This is a genomic window from Streptomyces sp. CC0208, from assembly GCF_003443735.1.
GTDB lineage: Bacteria > Actinomycetota > Actinomycetes > Streptomycetales > Streptomycetaceae > Streptomyces > Streptomyces sviceus.
Genome location: NZ_CP031969.1, coordinates 420,691 through 439,290, shown reverse-complemented (window position 1 = coordinate 439,290; position 18,600 = coordinate 420,691). Strand labels below are relative to the sequence as shown.

Sequence of the window (18,600 nt, the reverse complement as noted above, 5' to 3'; positions counted from 1 at the left end):
CGTACCCATGGGGGCCGCACCGGCCAGGCTTCTCCGGTTCAGCCAACGAGCCGGGGAGGCCGCGTTCAGGTGAGGTCCACCCCTTTGCGCAGCGCTGACGGGAGACGACGGCCCGCTCCGTGCGGGAGTGGGGCAGGGCCGGAGGGCCGACCGAACGGTGTGAACCGTGCTGCGGCGGCTCGGTGCGAGACGGAGAGCGGGTCGGCGGTAGGGTGGCCGCACCGGTGGAGGTGGGTGGTGGCGGTGGAATGGCGGGAGTTCGCCGAGGCGATGGCCCAGCTCGCGCGGAAGTTGCTCGCGCAGGAGTCGTTGCAGGGCACGCTGGACGAGATCGCGGCGTCGGCGGTGCAGCTCGTGGAGGGCTGTGACGCGGCCGGGATCCTCGCGGTCCGCAAGGGCCGGGCGGTGACGCTGTCCTCGTGCGGCGACGTGGTGGAGGCATCCGACCGGCTGCAGGGTGAGCTGGCCGAGGGCCCGTGCTTCGATCTCGCCGCTCGCGCCGACGGCGGGAACGGCGAGCGCGCGTTCCGGATCGCTGACATCACCCAGCCGCAGCCGGCCTGGCCGCGGTTCGCCGAGGCGGCTCGCGACCTGGGGATCGGCAGTATGACCGGGGTGCTGCTCTACACCCACGACGAGGACTTCGGCGCGCTGAACCTGTACTCCAGCCGCCCCGGAGCCTTCGACAAGGACATCGAGACCGCCGGCTGGATGCTGGCCTCGCACGCCGCCGTCGCCCTGGCCGACGCCCGCACCATCGACCAGCTCGAGGACGCCATGAAGACCCGCCATGCCATCGGCGAGGCCATGGGCATCCTGATGGAACGGCACAAGCTGAGCGAGGACGACGCCTTCGGCGTGCTGCGCCGCATCTCGCAGCAGCACAACATCAAGCTGCGCGACGTCGCCCAGCGGGTCCGCGCGGACCGCGCCGGCCAGGCCTGACCCCGCGCCGTCCGGCCCGCGCCTCACTCGTCTCGCGGGACGCCACCTGCCGGCCGGCCGCGCACGGTCTGCGTACATGGCCTGTGCCCGGGTAGCCGCAAGAGCGTCAACCAGCCACGAGTGGTGAAAGCGACGAAAGAGCTCCACATGATCATCCCGCTTATGAAGCAGGCGGCAGATGAGGTGGGCAGGGACGATCATGCCGAACTGCGGTATGTCGCGGCCTGGGGTCCCGGCACGGTCCACGCCGCAGAAGCGCGGCGGGATCTGCGCGCCGTCCTCGCCCGCGCTCCGCGCGGCGCCCGCCCCGCCGTCCAGGCGTCCCGGGTCACGGACGCCGAACTGGTCGTCAGCGAACTCATCTCGAACGTTCTGCGCCATGCCCCCGGCCCCTGCGCCCTGACGCTGCGGCTGACCGGCACAGAGTTGTCGATCAGCCTGTACGACACCTCGCCCGACGCGCCGGTGGTCCAGCCGCCCGACCGCCGCCGTGTCGGCGGTCACGGTCTGTACCTGGTGCACTCGGTCAGTGACAGAGTCGACGTCACCTCCCGCGGCACAGGCAAGCAGATCACCGCTCATCTGCGGCTCGTCGCGAGCGACGACACCGGCCGCGGGGAGTCCGCCGACCGGGCACGGGCCGACGAAAGGGTGGCCGGCGACTCCCTCGGGACGGGGCCGCACGGCGTCATCCACGGCCCGGTCGACCCCCGGGGACGACGGAGCACGCGAGCCGGCGGGGGCGACAGCTCGCTCACCGCATCCCGCTCATCGGTCGGCCGGCCCCGGTAGCGCACGTCACGGCGGCGGCCCCGCGCGGAGGGTCAACTCCGGCGCGCGACGACCAGCCAGGCGCGGGAGTCGAACCACACGCCGTCGCCGGTGTCGTGCGCGTCGAGAGTCGTGCGCAACCGGTCGAGGGCACGCTCGGCGCTCGCGGCATCGAGACCGTTGACCCATTCCTTCGCCATGCGCAGCTGGAGCACGGCAGCCAGCGCGCCCTCGGCGTCCGGGCCGTAGCGGACGGGCTCGCGTACGTCGACGACGTCCAGCTCGCTGAATCCGGCCGCGGTCAGGATGCCGGTCGTGACCTGCGGATCGGCCAGCGTGAAGGGGTCGGGGGCCGCCGGGGCGGACGCCGATGACACGGGCCCGCGAGAGAGCGCCGCCTGGATCGCGGTATGCCACTCCTGACGTTCGGCGGCCTGCCAGACCAGCTGCACGAAGCGCCCACCGGGACGCAGGGCTCGCCCGATGTTGGCGAACGCGGCGACCGGGTCGGAGAAGAACATCGTCCCGAACCGGCTGACGGCCAAGGTGAAGTGCTCAGGCGGGAACGCGTGGACCTGGGCGTCCCCCTGCACGAAGTCGGCATTGCGGAGTTCTTCCGCCGCGGCCGCACGGCGGGCCCGCGCCAGCATCGGGCCCGAGACGTCGATGCCGAGCGCGGTACCCGGCGACGCCGCCCGGGCCGCGTCCCGGGTGGTACGTCCGGTGCCGCAGCCGATGTCCAGGACACGATCACCGGCGCGGACGCCGAGGGCTTCCAGCAGCCGCTCGTGATGCCGAGCGAGCTCGGAGTCGTAGTCGAACACGGGGACACCTCCTCATGCCGCGGGGCCGTCGCGGAGTACGCCCCGCACAGTGTCGAGCCGTACGCCCGGTGCGCACTCCGGCAGCCACCATGTCGCGCCCGCTCTCGCCTACGGTGCCGACGATCTCGGCGAGCTGGTCCGGGTGTTCCAGATTGGCAGGGAAGACGCCGTTGAGCCGTGCGGCACGGCGGATCGGCTTGGCGTTGCCCGGCATTCCTGCGGCCCACACGGGGACGCCCGGCCGCCGCACCGGGCGCGGCAGGAACGCGATGTCGTCGACGGTGTAGTGCTCGCCGCGGTGGCGTACCGGCTCGCCGGACCAGGCGGCGCCCAGGACGCCCGAGGACTCGTCGAGCATCCACCCGCGCCGCCGGGCGTCGAGCTCCTCGCCGGTCCTGGTCAGCTCGCCGGCGAACCGGTCGCTGCCGAGGCCGACGCCGAGCGTGAGGCGGCCCTCGCTGAGCCGATCGAGTGTCACGCTCTCGCGCGCGACCTTGACCGGCCGTCGACGGGGAAGCGCCGTCACCATCGGGCCGAGCCGGATCCGCTCGGTCACGGCCGCGATCGCCGCCAGCGCGATCCACGGGTCGGCGACCTGCCGCACGGGCTCCCGGGCGCCCACCAGCGGGCCGGCGAGGTCGTCGAAGAGCGGCAGCCAGAGCGCCGACCGCAGCCCGTTCACGAGCCACCCACGGTCGTGTGCCGCACCAGAGCCGACACGAAGTCCTCCCACACCGGACGCGGCAGATCATGCCCGGCCCCCTTGAGGACCAGCAGCTCCGCCCCCGGGATCGCGTCACGCAGCGCCTCGCCGTGCGGCAGCGGCAGCAGGGGGTCGTGGTCGCCGTGGACCACGAGCGTCGGCGCCACGATGTCACCGAAGCCACCGCGTGCCGGCCTGTCGTGCTCGATGGCGAAGTGGTTGACCAGGGTCGACGAGTAGTTCCTGGCACGCGCCACGTCGCGCGCGGTCAATGCCCGGATCGCGGTCTCGTCGAAGTACGGCGAGCCACCGGCGTACGCCCTCGCACCCGCGACCACGTACTCGACCACCGCGGCCGCGTCGGAGACGTCCGGCTCGGCCGGCACGGGCAGGTCGCTCGACGGCGGCGGCAGGTCGTCAGCGCCGGTCGTGGCCGATACGAACGTCAGCGACGCGACCCGGTCGGGATGGTCCACGCCGAGGAGGAGTCCGACCCCGCCGAACATCGACTGACAGACCACATGGGCGGCCTCGATGCCCAAGGCGTCCTGGACACCGAGCACATCGAGGACCAGGTCCGTGTACGTGTAGGCCGGCCGTCCCGGTGGGCAGCAGGTCGAACGACCGGTGTCCCGGTGGTCGTAGCGGACCACGAACCGGCCGCGGGCGGCGAGCTGTTCGCACAGGTCGGCGTCCCACCACAGCATCGAGGCGGCCGCCCCGGCGACCAGCACGACCGCCGGGTCCGCGCGGTCTCCGAAGGTCTCGGTGCACAACTCGACGCCGTTGACGCCGAGGAGTTGTTCGCCGTGCGGTTCGCCGTGCGAGTGAGGTGAGGTCATGTCCCGACGCTAGAGCCCCGGGCTCCATTGGGAAAAGCGATGAATTCCGATTGATTCGATCGCATATGTCGATGTACGTCGTTACGCTGGGACGCGTGAGCACCATCGAACTGCGCCACCTCGCGGCGATGGCCGCCATCGCCGAGGAAGGCTCGTTCGGCCGGGCAGCCCTCCGCCTCGGGTACACCCAGTCGACGGTGAGTCAGCAGATCGCCGCGCTGGAGCGGGCCGTCGGCGGTCCGGTGTTCGACCGGCCGGGCGGCCCCAGGCCGGTCCGGCTCACCCCACTCGGCATCGTGGTTCTGGACCACGGCCGCGCCGTGCTGGCCAAGGCGGAGGCACTGGCGGACGCCGTGGACCGGTTCCAGGCGGGCGACGGCCGCATCGACATCGGCACGTTCCAGAGCGTGTCCAGCGTGATCCTGCCCTCGGTCGTACGCCGGCTGCGCGACGAGCACCCCGGCTGCGACATCAGGCTGTCCGAGGAGGAGCCGGAGCAGCCCCGGATCGGTGACCTCGACCTGCTGTTCTACGACGGCCGCATCGACGGCGAGGTCGAGCACCGCAAGCTGCTCGACGATCCGTATCTGCTGGTGGCGGGTGCCGGCACGTTCCCCGACGGTCCCGTGTCGCTGGACCGGCTCGACGGCGCACCGATGGTGGCCTGGCCGCTGACCTGCGACCAGCCCCTGATGGAGCAGGCACTCGCCCGGAGCGGCGCGCGTCCGCAGATCGTGTTCCGCAGCGCGGTCAACGACACCCTGCTGTCGATGGTGCGAGCCGGCCTGGGCTCGGCGTTGCTGCCCTGGCTCGCCGTCCGCGGTGCCGACGTCCCCTCCGACGCCAGGCTCCGCATCCACGAGCTACGGCCCGCCCTGCCGCCCCGGGAGATCTACCTGCACTGGCAGGCCGGACGCGTCCACTCACCACTCGCCGCCCGTGCCGTCGAAGTCGCCGTCGAGGTCGCGGCCGCACTCGCACCGCCGCCACCCACTGCGTGACGCAGGGCGGTTGGCCATCGCCAGGAGCCGTCGCCCGCCGAGCCGCACTTCGCAACGCGGGGTGTTCCCGCGGATCAGGGGGTGCCCAGATACGTGGTCGCTTCGACGTCGTGCAGATGGATGAGGATGTCGTGGGCCCGGCCGAGGGCCGTCGTGTACCGCACGGGGTCGGGCCACCCGGCCCCGATGGTGCATCTCGACGTGCGGGTGGCCACCGGGCTCGTGGGTGAGGAGCGACTGGCCATGCTGGAGGCCGAATGCGCACGGCTTGTCGCGCTCGGCGCGGTACGCGAACGACTGCTGCCGGCCGATGAGGACAACGAGTCGTGCATCGTGATGAGGGACATCGAGGGCAATGAGTTCTGCCTCGACTGAGCATGCCGGATGGACGGCTACGAGGATCTCGACGCCGCGATGAAGCGCGAACTCGGCGGCCTGGGCTGCTGGTTCGACACTGCGCTCACGGTTCGGCCCGTCCGGGCCGCCGTCCGGACGGGCCCTGTGCGGCGTCGGCCTCCTCGGCGTCCCTGGTGAGCTTCGCGATTTTCGTCTGTGCCGCCGTGATGCCGCGGAGGATGAGACGTAGGTGGGCGGTGGACTGCGGTACGGCGGCCTGGAGTTGTTCCAGTCGGCGTTGCTGCGCGGCGAGTTCGGCCCTGAGCCGCGCTGCCCGGTCGGGTGGTGGGGGAGGGGCCTGACCGTTGAAGACGACGTTGTACAGGGGCCGTTCGGTGTGGACGGCTTCGCGTTCGGCCGCGTGCGCGTCGTGGGGGTAGTCGATCTGTATGCCGATGACGCGGGGTCCCCAGGACTGCTGCTGCAGGTGGGTACGGATGCGCGTGAGCGGACACGTGGAGATGCCCACGTAGAGCAGGCCTTCGAGGCCGTGGAGCCGGTACAGGGCGGTGCGGCCGGCGGTGTGCAGGCTGCCTTCCTCGTCGAACAGGCTGCGCAGGAACTGCGTGTCGATGTCGGTCATGACGCGGCCTTTCTCGGCTCAGGGCGCGCGGTGGTCGCCATGGCCGACATCGCTGGTTCCTTCAGGCCGACAGCCGGGCGTCGACCACGCGCCGTTCGTCCAGACCTCCACGGTCCCACGCGGGTGTGACACCGCCCCCGTGTGCTGACACACAAGGCGTCGACGCGCACCACCTGGAGGTGTTCAGGGTGGTCTCTTCTACGGCGTCCGGGTCACCGTCGGCGCACCGCGGCCCGAACAGAACGACAGGCGCAGTCCTCGCCCTTTGCTCGCGGCGGGTGGCGAAGACATGGAGGCGCAGGAGGGCGAAGCGGCCCAGCCCTGCGAGGGCGGAGGCGCTCAGATAGACGGTCTGCTCGCTCAGGACGCCGGAGGCGGGCTTGGCCAGGTGAAGGACGTACACGGCACCGGTGGTGGCCAGGTATGCGGCGGTCGCCGAGCCGGCGGACTGCCAGTGCTCCCGCCATCCGGCGCGGCGCCCGGTGCCGAAGGTGAAGCGGGCGTGGAGTTCGGTGCACAGCAGGGTGGAGGCGGCGGTCACCAGCGCGTTCGAGACGGCCCAGGGCAGGGCCATGGCCAGCTGCGGCACCGCGAGCCCGGAGAGAACCCCGAGGCCGCCTCCCAGGATGACGAACCGTAGAAAGGAGACGACGGGGTTCAGGGCGACCGGGGTTGCCGTCTCGGGCTTCTGTATGAGCGGCGACGGCATGAGGGCGTTCCTTTCAGAGGCTACGGGCGGTGATGTCGCCGTGGGCGGTGGTGGCGCGGATGGTCAGGGCGGCGTCGGAACCCTCGGCGTTCTTCAGGGAGTTGTGGACGCGGCCGTGGGTGGTGCCGGCGTCCAGGGCGGCGGAGGCGGCGGCGGCGAGGGTGATGTCGCCCTTCTGTGTGGTGAGCACGACGGTGCCGGTGACGGCTTCGGCGAGGGTGATGTCGCCGCGCTGGGGGCTGATCTGGCCGGGGCCGGTGAGGCGTCCGACGGTGATGTCGCCGTCGGTGACGGTCAGGCGCAGGCTCGCGGCCTCGTCGATCTTGACGGGGCCGTGGGCGCCTTCGAAGACGATGTCCCCGAGGCGTCCGACGGCCCGGAACTCGGCTGCGGCCGCTGTGGCCTGGACGTGTGAGCCGGTGGGGAGCTGGACGGTGATCTCGACGGACCCGGAGGGCCCGAAGTACTGGTTCTTCGCGGCCGGGGCGGCGATCCGCAGGACACCGTCGGTGCCGTGGGTGACGTCGATCTGCTCGGCGGCCTTGGTGTCGCGGTTCCTTGCGGGGTCGGCGGGCCGGATGTCGACGGTGGTGTCGGCGCGGTCGGCGGCGATGACCTGGACCCGGCCGGCGGGGAGGTCGATGACGGTGGTGACGGGGGCGGGGGTGTCGAACTTCTGCATCAGGTGCTCCTGCGTTCGTCGCTGTTTCCGATGAGTGAAAAGCTACGTTGCATTCACGATTGCGGCAACCTACTTGTTGCGGGGAACGGCAATATCGGCAGGTCGGAGCCGCAATTTCATTGCAACGAATCAGAAAGCAACGCAACGGCAGTTGTCGCGTCGTTGCAATGGCTTCGAGTGAACGCTATGTCGACAACCCGGTCGGTTGTCCGCGAACTCCCCCGGAATTGTTCTTGATCGGTAACGGACGCATCCCATGGCCGTTGCCGCTCGTCTTGTCGGGTGGTCACTGACAGACCAGGGAACCGACGAGTAACTGCGGGAAAGCGGGGCGGACATGGCACGGCACGGCGGGCGTGGCTGGAACAGCAAGGTGCTCGGGGCGGCGCTCGGCGTGACATTGCTCGCCGCCGGTGCCTCCGTGTGGACCGCGCAGGCCGATGCCGTCGGCGGTACGTCGCCCAAGGCGAACACGTCGGCCACGCCGGGCAGTGCGGTGAAGCCGGTCGCGGTGACCATCGTGCACGCTTCCGACAAGGGTGCCCGTGGCGTGAACATCACGATCGACGACGGGCCCGACCCGGTATGGACCCCCCAAGTGCTCGACGTACTGCGGGAGTTCGGAGTCAAGGCCACGTTCTGCATGGTGGGGACGCAGGCGCAGGCCCATCCGGACCTGGTGAAGCAGGTGGTCGCCGCCGGGCACCGGCTGTGCGACCACTCGGTGTCCCACGACACCACCATGGACAAGAAGTCCGAGACCTACCAGTCGCAGCAGATACTCGACGCCGAACGAATGATCACCCAGGCGTCCGGCGGCGTACGGCCGATGTACTACCGGGCCCCCGGCGGCGCCTTCACCCCCTACAGCCGAAAGCTCGCCGCTTCCCGGGGCATGCGTCCGCTGGGCTGGAACGTGGACTCCAAGGACTTCGAGCGGCCGGGTTCGGACGCCATCGTCGCCACGGTCGAACGGGAACTGGCGGGTGGCCCGACCGTTCTCTTCCATGACGCGGGCGGCGACCGTTCCCAGACCGTCGAGGCCCTGCGCCGGATCCTGCCCTGGCTCAAGGAGCAGGGCTACTCCTTCGGCTTCCCGGTGCGCTGACCTCGGCGGCTGGCGACCTTCAAAACCGCCAGCCGCAAGCCGCAGGTCGTCAACCTTCAACCCAAGCCGCGAGCCCCGTAGCAAGCAGGCTTGTCAGCAGGGCACCCCGGTCTGCGCGCCCTAGTCGACGAAGTCCGGTTGCCAGGGCAGGACCCGGAAGTCGCCGGTGCCGCTCTTCACGCGCTCGAACGGTGCTGAACTCACGCACTTGGGCAGGTCCTTGGTCTCCACGGGGTTGCCCACGGACGCCCAGCTGTAGCCCAACCGGTCGTGCCGGCCCACGTCGTGCACGGTGAAGCCCACCCGCTTGCCCTTCGCTCCCGGCAGGTCGCTGCCGGTGATGACACCGGTGGCGACCGCGACCTTCCCCCCGGTCACCAGGCAGTCGATCCGCCCCTTGGCCCAGGCGCCCTCGCCGTCGAGGTAGTGGCTGAAGCGGAACGTCCCGGTGGCCTTGGCCGGGTCCATCCGGTGCTCGGCGGCGAGATGCGCGTCGAAGGTGAAGGTGATGTCGTCTCCGAGTGTCCGGGAGAGCTTGGCGGACCCGGTCAGGGCGGCGGCTTCCCGCGGCTTGGCGGGGGAGGCGGCTCCGGGTGAGCGGTCGATGGCGGTGGCGGAGGCGGTGCACGCGACGGTGATCAGGGCGGCGACGCCTGCGGCGACACGGACGCGGGTGGAGGCTGACGCAGTGCGGCTCATCGCTGGTCCTTCCTCGTGGATGACGCCCGTACTCCGCGGACGCCTTCCCAGAGTCCCGCGGGCTGACGGTGCCTCACATCGCCCGCTGAGCTGACGTATCGATCCCTCACCCGGCGCACACCGGTGATCGCCGTGCGCCCGGAGAGGTACGTCAGCCTGCACCTCCGGTCTCACCCCGGCTGGGTTGATCGCACCTACCCGTAGAGGGTGCTCTCATCTCTGCCGTGTCCGGCATGCTGTTGCTCGGGCGGGGTGCCGAGCCAGTCGCCGATGTGTGTGACCGCGTCCTCCACCATTGCGCGCGGGGCGCCCGAGGCCTCGATCGAGACGCGGGCCATCTCGGCGAGTTGGGCATCGGTGAGCGCCAGGCTTGCGCGGGCCGTTTCGTACTCGTCCAGCAGGCCGGCGCCGAACAGCAGCGGGTCGTCGGCGTTCAGCGTGCATCGCACACCGGCTCGCAGGAGAAGCGGGAGGGGGTGGACGGACAGGGATTCCACGACGCCGAGGGCGATGTTGGAGGTGGGACAGACGTCCAGGACGACGCCTTCCGTCGCCAGGCGGGCGAGGAGGGCGGGGTCCTCAACGGCTCGTACACCGTGGGCGATTCGCCGCGCTCCGAGCACATCGAGTGCGGAGCGCACACTGGCCGGCCCGGCGAGTTCACCGGCGTGCGGAGCGGAAATCAGCCCGGCTTCACGGGCGATGGCGAATGCCTCGGCGAACGGCCCAGGGGGACAGCGGGCCTCGTCGCCGGCCAGACCGAAGGAGACCACGCCGTCGTCAGCTCGAAGGGCCGCGAGGCGGGCCGTCTCGACAGCCTGCGCGGGATCCCCGTTGCGCCGGGCGAACATCAGGACGCCGAAGCCGATGCCCAGCCGGGCGGCGGTGCTGCGCCCCTCGTCGATCACCATGTCCAGCAGGTCGAGCGCGGCGTCCGGATCGGCCACGTAGGTCAAAGGGTTGACGTGCGGTTCAACCCAGACCGCCCCGTCCGCGGCGGCGTCCTCGACCACCTCGCGCACAGCCGCAGCAGGTTCCGGCGCGGGCCCTCGCGCACCAGTCGCGCGGCGGCACGATAGAGGGACGTGAAGTCCTCGAAGGATGTGAACGCGCCCGGCGCGGAATGCTGTTGGCCGTTTTCGCCCCGGAGTTCCCTGAACGTGGCGGGACGCATCGCACCTTCGAGGTGGAGATGGAGATGGGCCTTCGGCAGGTGGGCCAGATTACGCATGATGCGTCACCCTACGGCTGCCCGGGGCGTCGATCTGAGAATGGACTGTGGAGGCAGTGGAGGCAGAAGATGCCGAAGTCCGAGGCCGTCGGGTCCCGGACGCCGCAAGCTCCCCCGCCCCGCCGCAAGCTCCTCCACCAGTTTCCCGGTACTGCCGGGACGGGACGGGACGGGGCTGAGGGCGATCGGCGATCGACGCCCACGCGGTCCGTGTGCCGCGTCACGCGCCGGTGCCGACAGGCGTTTCCCGTCCGCTGTCGGACACGTCGTCGTCCGCGGTGTTCTCGGCCTCCCAGCGCAGCAGATCGCCCGGCTGGCACTCGAGTACCTCGCAGAGTGCGGCGAGCGTCGCGAAACGTACCGCCTTGGCGCGGCCGTTCTTGAGGACTGCCAGGTTGGCGGGCGTGATCCCGACCCGGTCCGCGAGTTCACCCACGGACATCTTCCGCTTGGCCAGCATCACGTCGATGTCGACGGTGATCGGCATCAGATCACCTCGGCCAGTTCGGCCTGCAGCTGCGACGCCTCGGCGTCGCGCGCGACGGCCTGCGCGAGCAGCATCCGCAGCACGTACACGATGAGCGCCACCCCCAGGATGGCCACGCCGATGCCGCCCATGATGACGGTGACGCCAGGATCGTCCCGCTGGCCGGGCGCGTTGACGACGGTGACCGCGAACCACACGAGGGCGGCCGCCACGATCGCGCCGATCACGCCGTCCACGTACCGGAAGGCGGCGTGGGAGAACACGGTTCCTCGTCGCACCATCGTCACCAGGCGACCGACGCACACCAAGGCGACCTGGACCGACACCATGCCCAGGATCGTGATCACACGCAGGGCGGTGAGCGGGAGCGACCCGTCCTCAGGGTCTTTCCCGCTGACCAGCGTCCACACCATCAACGCCTGTAGGAGCACGGTGCCGACGAGCACCGCCAGGAGTACGGCACGCAACGCACCGACAGCCAGCTTTCCCATGACCCACCCTTCCATCGAGTTGCGATGGAAATCTATCGAATATCGATAGGTCAAGCAAGGGGGGATGTGGAGAGGAGGAGGGGATGGCGATCTCGTACTGAGCCGGCGGGGCGCCCGGCAGCCTCTCGTTAAGCCTCCTGTTGTGCGGTGAGCCGCCGAAGCAGGTCGAGCAGGGTGGCGCGGTCCGTGTCGGGCAGGGCGGAGAAGCAGTCGGCGAGCACCTTGTCGGCCACCTTGTGGCCGGCCGCCAGGACCTGCCGGCCGGCGGGCGTGAGGTGGTGTTCGATGCGTCGGCCGTGTCCCGGTCGGCGTTCCACGAGGTCCTGGGCGGTGAGGCGGCCGGCGAGCGTTCCGAAGGCCTGCTCGGTCTGGAAGGTCGCCGCGGCCAACTGGCGGGCGGATGCTCCGGGGGAGCGGCTGATCGCGCGCAGGGCGTCCCACTGGGCCAGTGTCGTGCCGATGCCCTGGAGGGCGCTGTCGAGGGCCCTGTGCTGTCGGTACTGGGCCTGCTTGACCGCCCTGCCGAGTTCTTGCAGCTCACCGTGCATGCGAGGAGTCTACGCCATGACCAAGCTAGCTTATATAAAGATGTTTAGTTACAGTGGTGCGCATGTCCACCAACGCGTCAGCCATGTACCCCGACCTGTCCCTCACTCTGTCCGAGGCCGGAGCGGGCAGGCCCGCCCTGATCCTGCACGGCGGCGGAGGCCCCGCCACCGTCGCCGGTCTCGCCCAGCACCTCTCCGGCTCCGCCCACACGATCACGCCCGTGCACCCCGGCTGGGACGGCACCCCCCGCCCAGCAGGGCTCACCGGTGTCGGCGACCTGGCTCTCGTCTACCTGAACCTTCTGCGTGAACGCCGGCTGAGCGACGTCCTCGTCGTCGGCTCCTCCCTCGGAGGCTGGGTGGCCGCCGAAATGGCCCTGCGCGACAGTGCGGGAAGCATCACCGGCCTTGTCCTGATCGACGCCGTAGGCGTACGGGTCGAGACCGAACCGATCACCGACTTCTTCGCCCTGGACGCCCGCGGTGTCGCGGAGCACTCCTGGCACGACCCGGAGCGCTACTACCTCGATCCGGCCGGCATCCCTGCCGAGGAACTCGCGCGCAGGCAGGCCAACATGGCCACCATGCATGTCCTTGCCGGCGACCCGTACATGCACAACCCCGCGCTGTTGTCCCGGCTGGGACAGATTCAGGTGCCCGCGCTCCTGCTCTGGGGTGAGAGCGACCGTGTCGTCACTCCCGCGTACGGCGCCGCGTACGCCGACGCGTTCGGCAACGGCCGACTCGAGGTCATCCCCAAGGCCGGTCACCTTCCGCAGATCGAACAGCCGGACGCCACTTTCGCACGCGTCGACGCACACCTGCGAAGGCCGAGCAGCACGTCGCGTCAGCGGTGAGCAACGCGTCCGGGCCCGCACGTGTGTCACCGGATCGCCGTCGACACCGAACGCCGCCTTCCGCTTCGGGTCCATCACACACCGCCGCGAGCGACCGTCGTGCGCCGGCCCACGCGACGGCGAAAGAGCGTGAACGGGCCGTATTCCTCCGGGTGGGCCAGATCCGGCCCTGCCGGTTCCGCCCGGTTCCCCTGTCCGGCGTCACTCGTCCGGTGGGCGGCGGGCGGCGGGCGCCCAGTTCGTCGTTTACCCGGTGACCCGCCACGACCTCACACCCGGTCCGTGTGAGGAACCAAAAGGACACGTCCCAGGGCCGTGCGGCTCGCGGAGGGCCGGGAGGACCAGACGGGACCCTCCGGCAGCCGCACCCACCGTGCCCGGTCGAATCGTCCAGCCGATGGCGTCGATCACCCCGGTGGCCCCGCCACCCGCCTGCGCGCAGTCAACGGCACAGATCAGCCCGTCGGGCCCGTGCGCACGAAGAGGCAGAACGGGTGGCCCGCGGGGTCGCACAAAACGCGTACATCGGCCTGCGGTTGGAAATCCGCCACGGTCGCTCCCAGCGCAAGGGCGTGATCGGCGGCCGATGACAGGTCGTTCACCTCGATGTCCAGATGCATCATCATCTGCTGCCCGGACCCGCGCGAGGGCCACTGCGGGCGTTCGAAGAGCGGCTCCGTCTGGAAGGACAGCCCGGCCGTGCCGTCGGGCGACGCGATCTCGACCCAGTCCGGTTCCTCCCTCCGCGTCCGCCACCCGAGCAGGCGCAGATAGAACTGCGCGAGCTCACGGGCGTCCGGTGCGTCGAGAGTGGTCGCGGCCAACGTGAAACGCGGGGGAGGCTTCATGCGGTAGTACTGCCCGCAAGGGGCGGCGGTACGGCCGAGATCCACATCCCCACCACAGGCGGCCACCGAAGTCGTATACGCCGTCGGTCACGTCCTGACATCCCGCTTTTCAGGGGTGGGACAGGCTGCCCTGGGTAACCGCGTCTGTACGAAGACCATGCCGTACGGAGTTGTCGTCGACCTTCTGGGGAGGATCCTCATGCCTGGCATGTTGGAGAAGATCAAGCAGTTCAGCAGGAGCCCGCAGGGGCGACGGGCCGCCGAGCAGGTGCGCCGTGCCTCGGCAGACCCGCGTCGTCGCGAGCAGGCGCGCCAACTGCTCGGCAAGCTCCGGGGACGAAGCCGCTGAAACGGGCAGAGGTGACGCCTCCAGGTGTCCGACGGGTCCGAGCGGTCCGAGTGGCCCGCGCGAGCCCTGTGCGGGCCGCTCGGAGGCGGCCCTAGGGACATGCGGATGCACCCTTGCATCCGTACGCACGGCCGCCGCCGAAGAAGGGTGACCAGGCGTGCGCACCCGGGCCGGGGAAGGAGGCGCGTCGCAGATGACCGACCTTCGTGATCGGCTGGGCAGGGCCGTGTTCCGGCGAGTCGCCGGTCCGGACGGGCCCGCCAACCGTGCCCGCATCCACGACACGCCCGGCCCCCGGTGGTTCGGTCCCGAGCGTCCCATCCGCACCGTCCACGGCGACGCGTCGATGTTCATCGGCGGACTGAGCGCTCTCCTCCTGCAGTCCCTGCATCCGCTCGCCATGGCCGCGGTGTCCGCGCACTCCGGGTTTCGCGGTGATCCCTGGGGACGGCTGCAGCGCACCAGCACCTTCCTGGCCGTCACGACCTACGGCACCGCTTCCGACGCCGAGGACGCCGTCGCGCGGGTGCGGAGTATTCACGAGCGGGTGCGAGGGACGACGGCCGACGGACTCGCGTACCACGCGGCGGACCCGCACCTGCTGGGCTGGGTCCACGCGACCGAGACCGACAGCTTCCTGCGCGCGCACGAACGCTACGGGGCCCGGCCCCTCGACGCGGCGGGGTACGACGCCTACGTGGCCGACACCGCGCGCGTGGCCGAGGCGCTGGGGGTGGTCGATCCGCCCCGCGATCGCCAGGCCCTGGTCAGGTGTCTGGCCTCGTACCGGCCGGAACTGCGGCCCACCCCGGAGGCGTGGGCCGCCGCCAGGTTCCTGCTGCACCCACCCGTGCCGCTTGCCGTGCGGCCCTTCTACGGCGTCCTGGCGGCCAACGCGGTCGCCCTGCTTCCGCCGTGGGCGCGGAGCGTGCTGCGGCTGCCGCGGATCCCTGTCGTGGAGGGTCTCGCCGTCCAGCCCTCGGGTCTCCTGCTGACGCACACCATTCGCTGGGCCATGACGTCGGGGGCGCGTTCCCGGACGAAGTGAGGTCCGGAGACGGCCGGCGGGTGTGGTGAGCGCCGACCGTCCAGCGCCGACCCGCTGGGTGAGAAAAGGGTTTCCCGGTCCGCGCACACCGCCGACAGACCTGCGCGTCAGGACGACTCGCGCACCACGAGACGGCAGGGGACCGTGTGCCGCCCGGGCTCCGGCCGGGAACCGATGGCGTCGAGCAGGCGCAGGGCGGCCTGGCGGCCGACCTCGGAGAGGTCCGTGTCGATCGTGGTGAGCGGGGGCCGACAGGCCAGGGCCATGATGTCCCAGTTGTCGTAGCCCACGATCGCGACCTTGCCCGGAACGTCCAGCCCGTTCTCGCGCAGGGTGTCGGCGACGCCCCTCGCGATCTGGTCGTTGCCGCAGAAGAAGGCGTCCGTGTCCGGGGCGATGCGCAGGACCGCCTCCGCCGCGCTGCGTCCCCACGCCTCGCTCCACTCGCCGAAGTGGACACGCCCGGTGGCGAGTTCGAGCGAGGAGTGCTCCAGCAGCTCGACGGTGTGGCGGGCGCGGTCCTGGGCGGCCGCGTGGTGCGCCGGGCCGGTGACGTGGGCGATCCGGGTGCGTCCGGTCGCCAGCAGATGCTCGACGGCCAGCCGTGCGCCGCTGCGGTCGTCCGAGACCACGGAGATGTCCTCCGGGTCCGTGGACGGCGAGAGCGCGTAGACCGTCGGGATCGGCTCGATGCCCTTCAGGGGCGGCCTCGGGTCGGTGCGGCGGCCGGTGACGATGATGCCGTCCACCCGTCGGTCCATGAGGTTGCGCAGGTGATGCTGCTCGCGGATGGCGTCGCCGCGGGTGTCGCACAGCAGCACCGAGATCTTCCCGGCACCGAGCGCGTCCTCGGCGCCGAGGAGGACGGGGGTGCTGAAGCGGCCGATGCCGTCGGTCGTCATCAGTCCGACGGTCCAACTGCGGCCCGTGTGCAGGCTCTGCGCGTGCTGGTTGGGGCGGAAGTCGAGCTCCTCCACGGCGGCCAGGACCCGTTGCCGCGTCTCGGGCCGCATCCTGCCGTTGCCGTTGAGCGCCTTCGAGGCCGTTCCGACGCTGACGCCGGCCAGCCTGGCCACATCGGCGAGCTTGGCCCGTCCGGCGGAGGGGGAACCCGGAACAGCGGTCACGCGCAATCCTTTTCCTGGAGGGGTCGGCGCTGTACATCCTGGCACCGTTCCCGGGCTCGGGCCAGTCCTGCCAGCGGACAAGAAAATACTCGGTCGTACCTCTTGACTCGTGCGCACCAGCTCTCTACTTTTCCGGCAGAAAAACGTTTTCCCAAGCGGGTTCGAGAGGCGGCCCACCGTCTGCCCGACGCCGCGGACACCGTGGCACCGAAAGTGCACCGTAATCCCCGGCCCGCTCCCCATCCAACTGTTCGGAGAGTCATGTCCGACCCTCGTTCCGCCGTGCCCTCCTTCGAGTCCGCGGCCCCGTCCGGACAACCGGTCGCTTCCGTGGGACCGGTCCGTCCCGGCCCGGACGCCAAGGCCGCGTTCGCCCCTGCCGCAGTCGAGGTACGGGGCGGTTTCTGGAGCACCCGGCGCCGGGTGAACGGGCGGACGTCCATCCCGCAGGGCCCCGAACTGCTGGAGTCCGCGGGAAACCTGAACAACCTGCGGGTGGTGGCCGGCCTCGCGCAGGGCGAGTTCCAGGGCGCCTACCCGTTCGTGGACTCCGACGTCTACAAGTGGCTGGAGGCCGCGTCCTGGCAGCTGGCCGGGCGAACTCCCGAGGAGGACGGCCCGCTCGCGGCCGAGGTCGAGCGCATCGTCTCCCTCGTCGCCGTCGCCCAGCAGCCCGACGGCTACCTGAACACCTGGTTCCAGCTCCTCAAGGGCGGCGAGCGCTATCAGGACCTGCGCTGGGGCCACGAGCTGTACTGCGCGGGCCACCTCATCCAGGCCGCCGTCGCCCACCACCGGGCCACCGGACGCCGTGAACTGCTGGACGTGGCGGTGAAGTTCGCCGACCACATCGACTCGGTCTTCGGCCCGCCCGGCAGCGGCAAGCCGATCGACGGCGTCGACGGCCACCCCGAGGTCGAGACCGCCCTGGTCGAGCTGTACCGGGAGACCGGTGAACGCCGCTACCTGGATCTCGCCGGTTACTTCGTCGACCGCTTCGGCCACGGCCTGCTGGGCGGTGAGGCGTACTGCCAGGACCGTGTCCCGCTGCGCGAGGCGACCGACGTCGAGGGGCACGCCGTACGCCAGTTGTACCTGCTGGCGGCGGCGACCGACCTGGCGACGGAGAACGGGGACGCGGAACTGCGGGCCGTCACGGAGCGGCTGTGGGCCGCGATGACCGCCGCCAAGACCCACCTCACGGGGGGCCTCGGCGCCCACCACGACGAGGAGGACTTCGGCGACCCGTACGAGCTGCCCAACGAGCGTGCCTACTGCGAGACCTGTGCCGCCATCGCCTCGATCCAGTGGAGCTGGCGCATGGCCCTGCTCACCGGCGACACGCGCTACTCCGACCTGATCGAACGCACCCTGTTCAACGGCTTCCTGGCCGGGGTCTCGCTCGACGGCGAGCGGTGGCTGTACGTCAACCCCCTCCAGGTCCGCGACGGCCACACCGACCCCGGCGGCGACCAGTCGGCCCGCCGCACCCGCTGGTTCCGCTGTGCCTGCTGCCCGCCCAACGTGATGCGGCTGCTGGCCTCCCTGGAGCACTACCTCGCCTCCAGCGACGGCAGCGGCCTCCAGATCCACCAGTACGTCACCGGCCGCTACACCGGCGACCTCGGCGGGACCCCGGTCGCGGTGAGCGCCGAGACCGACTACCCCTGGCAGGGCACGATCGCCTTCACGGTCGAGGAGACCCCGGCCGACCGGCCCTGGACCTTCTCGCTGCGCATTCCCCAGTGGTGCGGCACCTACCGGGTCCGGTGCGCGGACACGGCGTACGACGAGACGGACGCGCCCGTCACCGACGGCTGGCTGCGCCTGGAGCGGACCTGGTCACCGGGCGACCGGGTCGTCCTCGAACTCTCGCTGGCACCCCGGCTCACCGCCGCCGACCCCCGGGTGGACGCCGTACGCGGCTGCGTCGCCATCGAGCGCGGGCCGCTCGTGTACTGCCTGGAGGGGGTCGACCACCCTGGTGGCGGCCTCGACGACATCGTCCTGGACCCGGGCGGCCCGCTCGCCGACGAGCACCGCCCCGACCTGCTGGGCGGCGTGACCACCGTGACGGCCTCCGGGCACCGCCGACCCCGTACCGAGACCGGCTGGTGGCCGTATGCCCCCGCCGACGCCCAGGCCCCCGCGACGGAGCCCGCTCCGGTCGAGCTCACCGCCGTGCCGTACTACGCGTGGGCCAACCGCCAGGACGGCAGCATGCGGGTCTGGCTGCCCACCCACTGAGCCCCCCACTGCGCCCGCCCTCTGAGCCCGACCGACACCCACGGGCCCTCCCGGGCCCTCCACACGCCCTACATTCCCCCCTCGCCCCGTCCCTCCCGATGAGC

21 protein-coding genes and 1 pseudogene are annotated in these 18,600 nt (G+C 71.0%); 9 read left to right on the top strand and 13 right to left on the bottom strand.

Features of this window, described 5'->3' with window-relative positions; translation table 11 throughout:
- The first annotated feature begins 243 nt into the window (after nt 1-243).
- Both D1369_RS02090 and D1369_RS02085 read left to right on the top strand, forming a co-directional pair.
- Complete coding sequence (locus D1369_RS02090) at nt 244-945, top strand: GAF and ANTAR domain-containing protein (protein WP_037904027.1); 702 nt, start codon at nt 244-246, stop codon at nt 943-945.
- 147 nt (nt 946-1,092) lie between these two features.
- Nucleotides 1,093-1,737, top strand: coding sequence for an ATP-binding protein (locus tag D1369_RS02085; protein ID WP_240436040.1), 645 nt, complete (start codon nt 1,093-1,095; stop codon nt 1,735-1,737).
- Nucleotides 1,738-1,769: 32 nt separating this feature from the next.
- On the opposite strand, the gene D1369_RS02080 is transcribed toward D1369_RS02085, so the two are convergent.
- The 3 genes from D1369_RS02080 to D1369_RS02070 are packed head-to-tail and all read right to left on the bottom strand — an operon-like array spanning nt 1,770 to nt 4,085.
- A complete protein-coding gene (locus D1369_RS02080) occupies nt 1,770-2,540 on the bottom strand; it encodes a class I SAM-dependent methyltransferase (RefSeq protein ID WP_007386804.1) in 771 nt (256 codons plus the stop codon).
- The gene (locus D1369_RS02075; protein WP_240436039.1) at nt 2,467-3,222 is read right to left on the bottom strand and encodes an LLM class flavin-dependent oxidoreductase; all 756 of its coding nucleotides are present in this window, start codon (nt 3,220-3,222) and stop codon (nt 2,467-2,469) included. Before D1369_RS02075 ends, D1369_RS02080 begins: the two co-directional genes overlap by 74 nt.
- Complete coding sequence (locus D1369_RS02070; protein ID WP_007386806.1) at nt 3,219-4,085, bottom strand: alpha/beta fold hydrolase; 867 nt, start codon at nt 4,083-4,085, stop codon at nt 3,219-3,221. Before D1369_RS02070 ends, D1369_RS02075 begins: the two co-directional genes overlap by 4 nt.
- A gap of 95 nt (nt 4,086-4,180) precedes the next feature.
- Between D1369_RS02070 and D1369_RS02065 the strand changes: the two genes are divergently transcribed.
- Entirely contained in the window at nt 4,181-5,086 is a 906-nt protein-coding gene (locus D1369_RS02065) for a LysR family transcriptional regulator (RefSeq protein WP_240436038.1), read from the top strand.
- Between the two features lie 189 nt (nt 5,087-5,275).
- Nucleotides 5,276-5,461 (top strand): annotated as a pseudogene (locus D1369_RS02060) (VOC family protein); the annotation flags it as partial.
- Between the two features lie 85 nt (nt 5,462-5,546).
- Here D1369_RS02060 and D1369_RS02050 read toward each other — a convergent pair.
- From D1369_RS02050 to D1369_RS02040, 3 genes are all read right to left on the bottom strand, one after another.
- Entirely contained in the window at nt 5,547-6,065 is a 519-nt protein-coding gene (locus D1369_RS02050; RefSeq protein WP_007386808.1) for a hypothetical protein, read from the bottom strand.
- Nucleotides 6,066-6,126: 61 nt separating this feature from the next.
- Nucleotides 6,127-6,774 carry a hypothetical protein gene (locus D1369_RS02045; RefSeq protein ID WP_007386809.1) on the bottom strand — a complete coding sequence of 216 codons (648 nt, stop codon included), beginning with the start codon at nt 6,772-6,774 and terminating at the stop codon, nt 6,127-6,129.
- 13 nt (nt 6,775-6,787) lie between these two features.
- Nucleotides 6,788-7,456, bottom strand: coding sequence for a DUF4097 family beta strand repeat-containing protein (locus tag D1369_RS02040; RefSeq protein WP_007386810.1), 669 nt, complete (start codon nt 7,454-7,456; stop codon nt 6,788-6,790).
- Between the two features lie 337 nt (nt 7,457-7,793).
- Here D1369_RS02040 and D1369_RS02035 point away from each other — a divergent pair, with 337 nt between their 5' ends.
- On the top strand, nt 7,794-8,564 hold the full coding sequence (locus D1369_RS02035) for a polysaccharide deacetylase family protein (protein ID WP_007386811.1): 771 nt from the start codon (nt 7,794-7,796) through the stop codon (nt 8,562-8,564).
- Between the two features lie 120 nt (nt 8,565-8,684).
- On the opposite strand, the gene D1369_RS02030 is transcribed toward D1369_RS02035, so the two are convergent.
- The 5 genes from D1369_RS02030 to D1369_RS02010 form a co-directional block, all read right to left on the bottom strand.
- Nucleotides 8,685-9,263: a hypothetical protein gene (locus tag D1369_RS02030; RefSeq protein ID WP_037902451.1), complete on the bottom strand. Its 579-nt coding sequence runs from the start codon at nt 9,261-9,263 to the stop codon at nt 8,685-8,687.
- A gap of 194 nt (nt 9,264-9,457) precedes the next feature.
- Nucleotides 9,458-10,285, bottom strand: coding sequence for an adenosine deaminase family protein (locus tag D1369_RS02025; protein ID WP_276147276.1), 828 nt, complete (start codon nt 10,283-10,285; stop codon nt 9,458-9,460).
- Nucleotides 10,286-10,714: 429 nt separating this feature from the next.
- Nucleotides 10,715-10,981 carry a helix-turn-helix transcriptional regulator gene (locus tag D1369_RS02020; protein WP_007386814.1) on the bottom strand — a complete coding sequence of 89 codons (267 nt, stop codon included), beginning with the start codon at nt 10,979-10,981 and terminating at the stop codon, nt 10,715-10,717.
- Nucleotides 10,981-11,472: a DUF2975 domain-containing protein gene (locus D1369_RS02015; protein WP_007386815.1), complete on the bottom strand. Its 492-nt coding sequence runs from the start codon at nt 11,470-11,472 to the stop codon at nt 10,981-10,983. Before D1369_RS02015 ends, D1369_RS02020 begins: the two co-directional genes overlap by 1 nt.
- A 128-nt stretch (nt 11,473-11,600) precedes the next feature.
- Nucleotides 11,601-12,020 carry a MarR family winged helix-turn-helix transcriptional regulator gene (locus tag D1369_RS02010; protein ID WP_007386816.1) on the bottom strand — a complete coding sequence of 140 codons (420 nt, stop codon included), beginning with the start codon at nt 12,018-12,020 and terminating at the stop codon, nt 11,601-11,603.
- A gap of 62 nt (nt 12,021-12,082) precedes the next feature.
- On the opposite strand from D1369_RS02010, the gene D1369_RS02005 reads away from it, so the two are divergent.
- Nucleotides 12,083-12,877 (top strand): alpha/beta hydrolase, encoded by a 795-nt coding sequence (locus D1369_RS02005; RefSeq protein ID WP_086023291.1) that lies wholly within the window; start codon nt 12,083-12,085, stop codon nt 12,875-12,877.
- A 455-nt stretch (nt 12,878-13,332) separates the two neighbouring features.
- Here the strand turns inward: D1369_RS02005 and D1369_RS02000 are convergent, their stop codons facing one another.
- Nucleotides 13,333-13,725, bottom strand: a complete 393-nt coding sequence (locus tag D1369_RS02000) for a VOC family protein (protein WP_037904036.1) — start codon at nt 13,723-13,725, stop codon at nt 13,333-13,335.
- A gap of 199 nt (nt 13,726-13,924) precedes the next feature.
- Between D1369_RS02000 and D1369_RS01995 the strand changes: the two genes are divergently transcribed.
- Together D1369_RS01995 and D1369_RS01990 are read left to right on the top strand one after the other, a co-directional pair.
- A complete protein-coding gene (locus tag D1369_RS01995) occupies nt 13,925-14,074 on the top strand; it encodes a hypothetical protein (RefSeq protein WP_162950992.1) in 150 nt (49 codons plus the stop codon).
- Between the two features lie 193 nt (nt 14,075-14,267).
- Complete coding sequence (locus D1369_RS01990) at nt 14,268-15,122, top strand: oxygenase MpaB family protein (protein ID WP_037902453.1); 855 nt, start codon at nt 14,268-14,270, stop codon at nt 15,120-15,122.
- Between the two features lie 107 nt (nt 15,123-15,229).
- On the opposite strand, the gene D1369_RS01985 is transcribed toward D1369_RS01990, so the two are convergent.
- The gene (locus D1369_RS01985) at nt 15,230-16,249 is read right to left on the bottom strand and encodes a LacI family DNA-binding transcriptional regulator (RefSeq protein WP_007386821.1); all 1,020 of its coding nucleotides are present in this window, start codon (nt 16,247-16,249) and stop codon (nt 15,230-15,232) included.
- A 261-nt stretch (nt 16,250-16,510) separates the two neighbouring features.
- Here D1369_RS01985 and D1369_RS01980 point away from each other — a divergent pair, with 261 nt between their 5' ends.
- Entirely contained in the window at nt 16,511-18,496 is a 1,986-nt protein-coding gene (locus D1369_RS01980; protein WP_037902457.1) for a beta-L-arabinofuranosidase domain-containing protein, read from the top strand.
- Nucleotides 18,497-18,600: the final 104 nt, after the last annotated feature.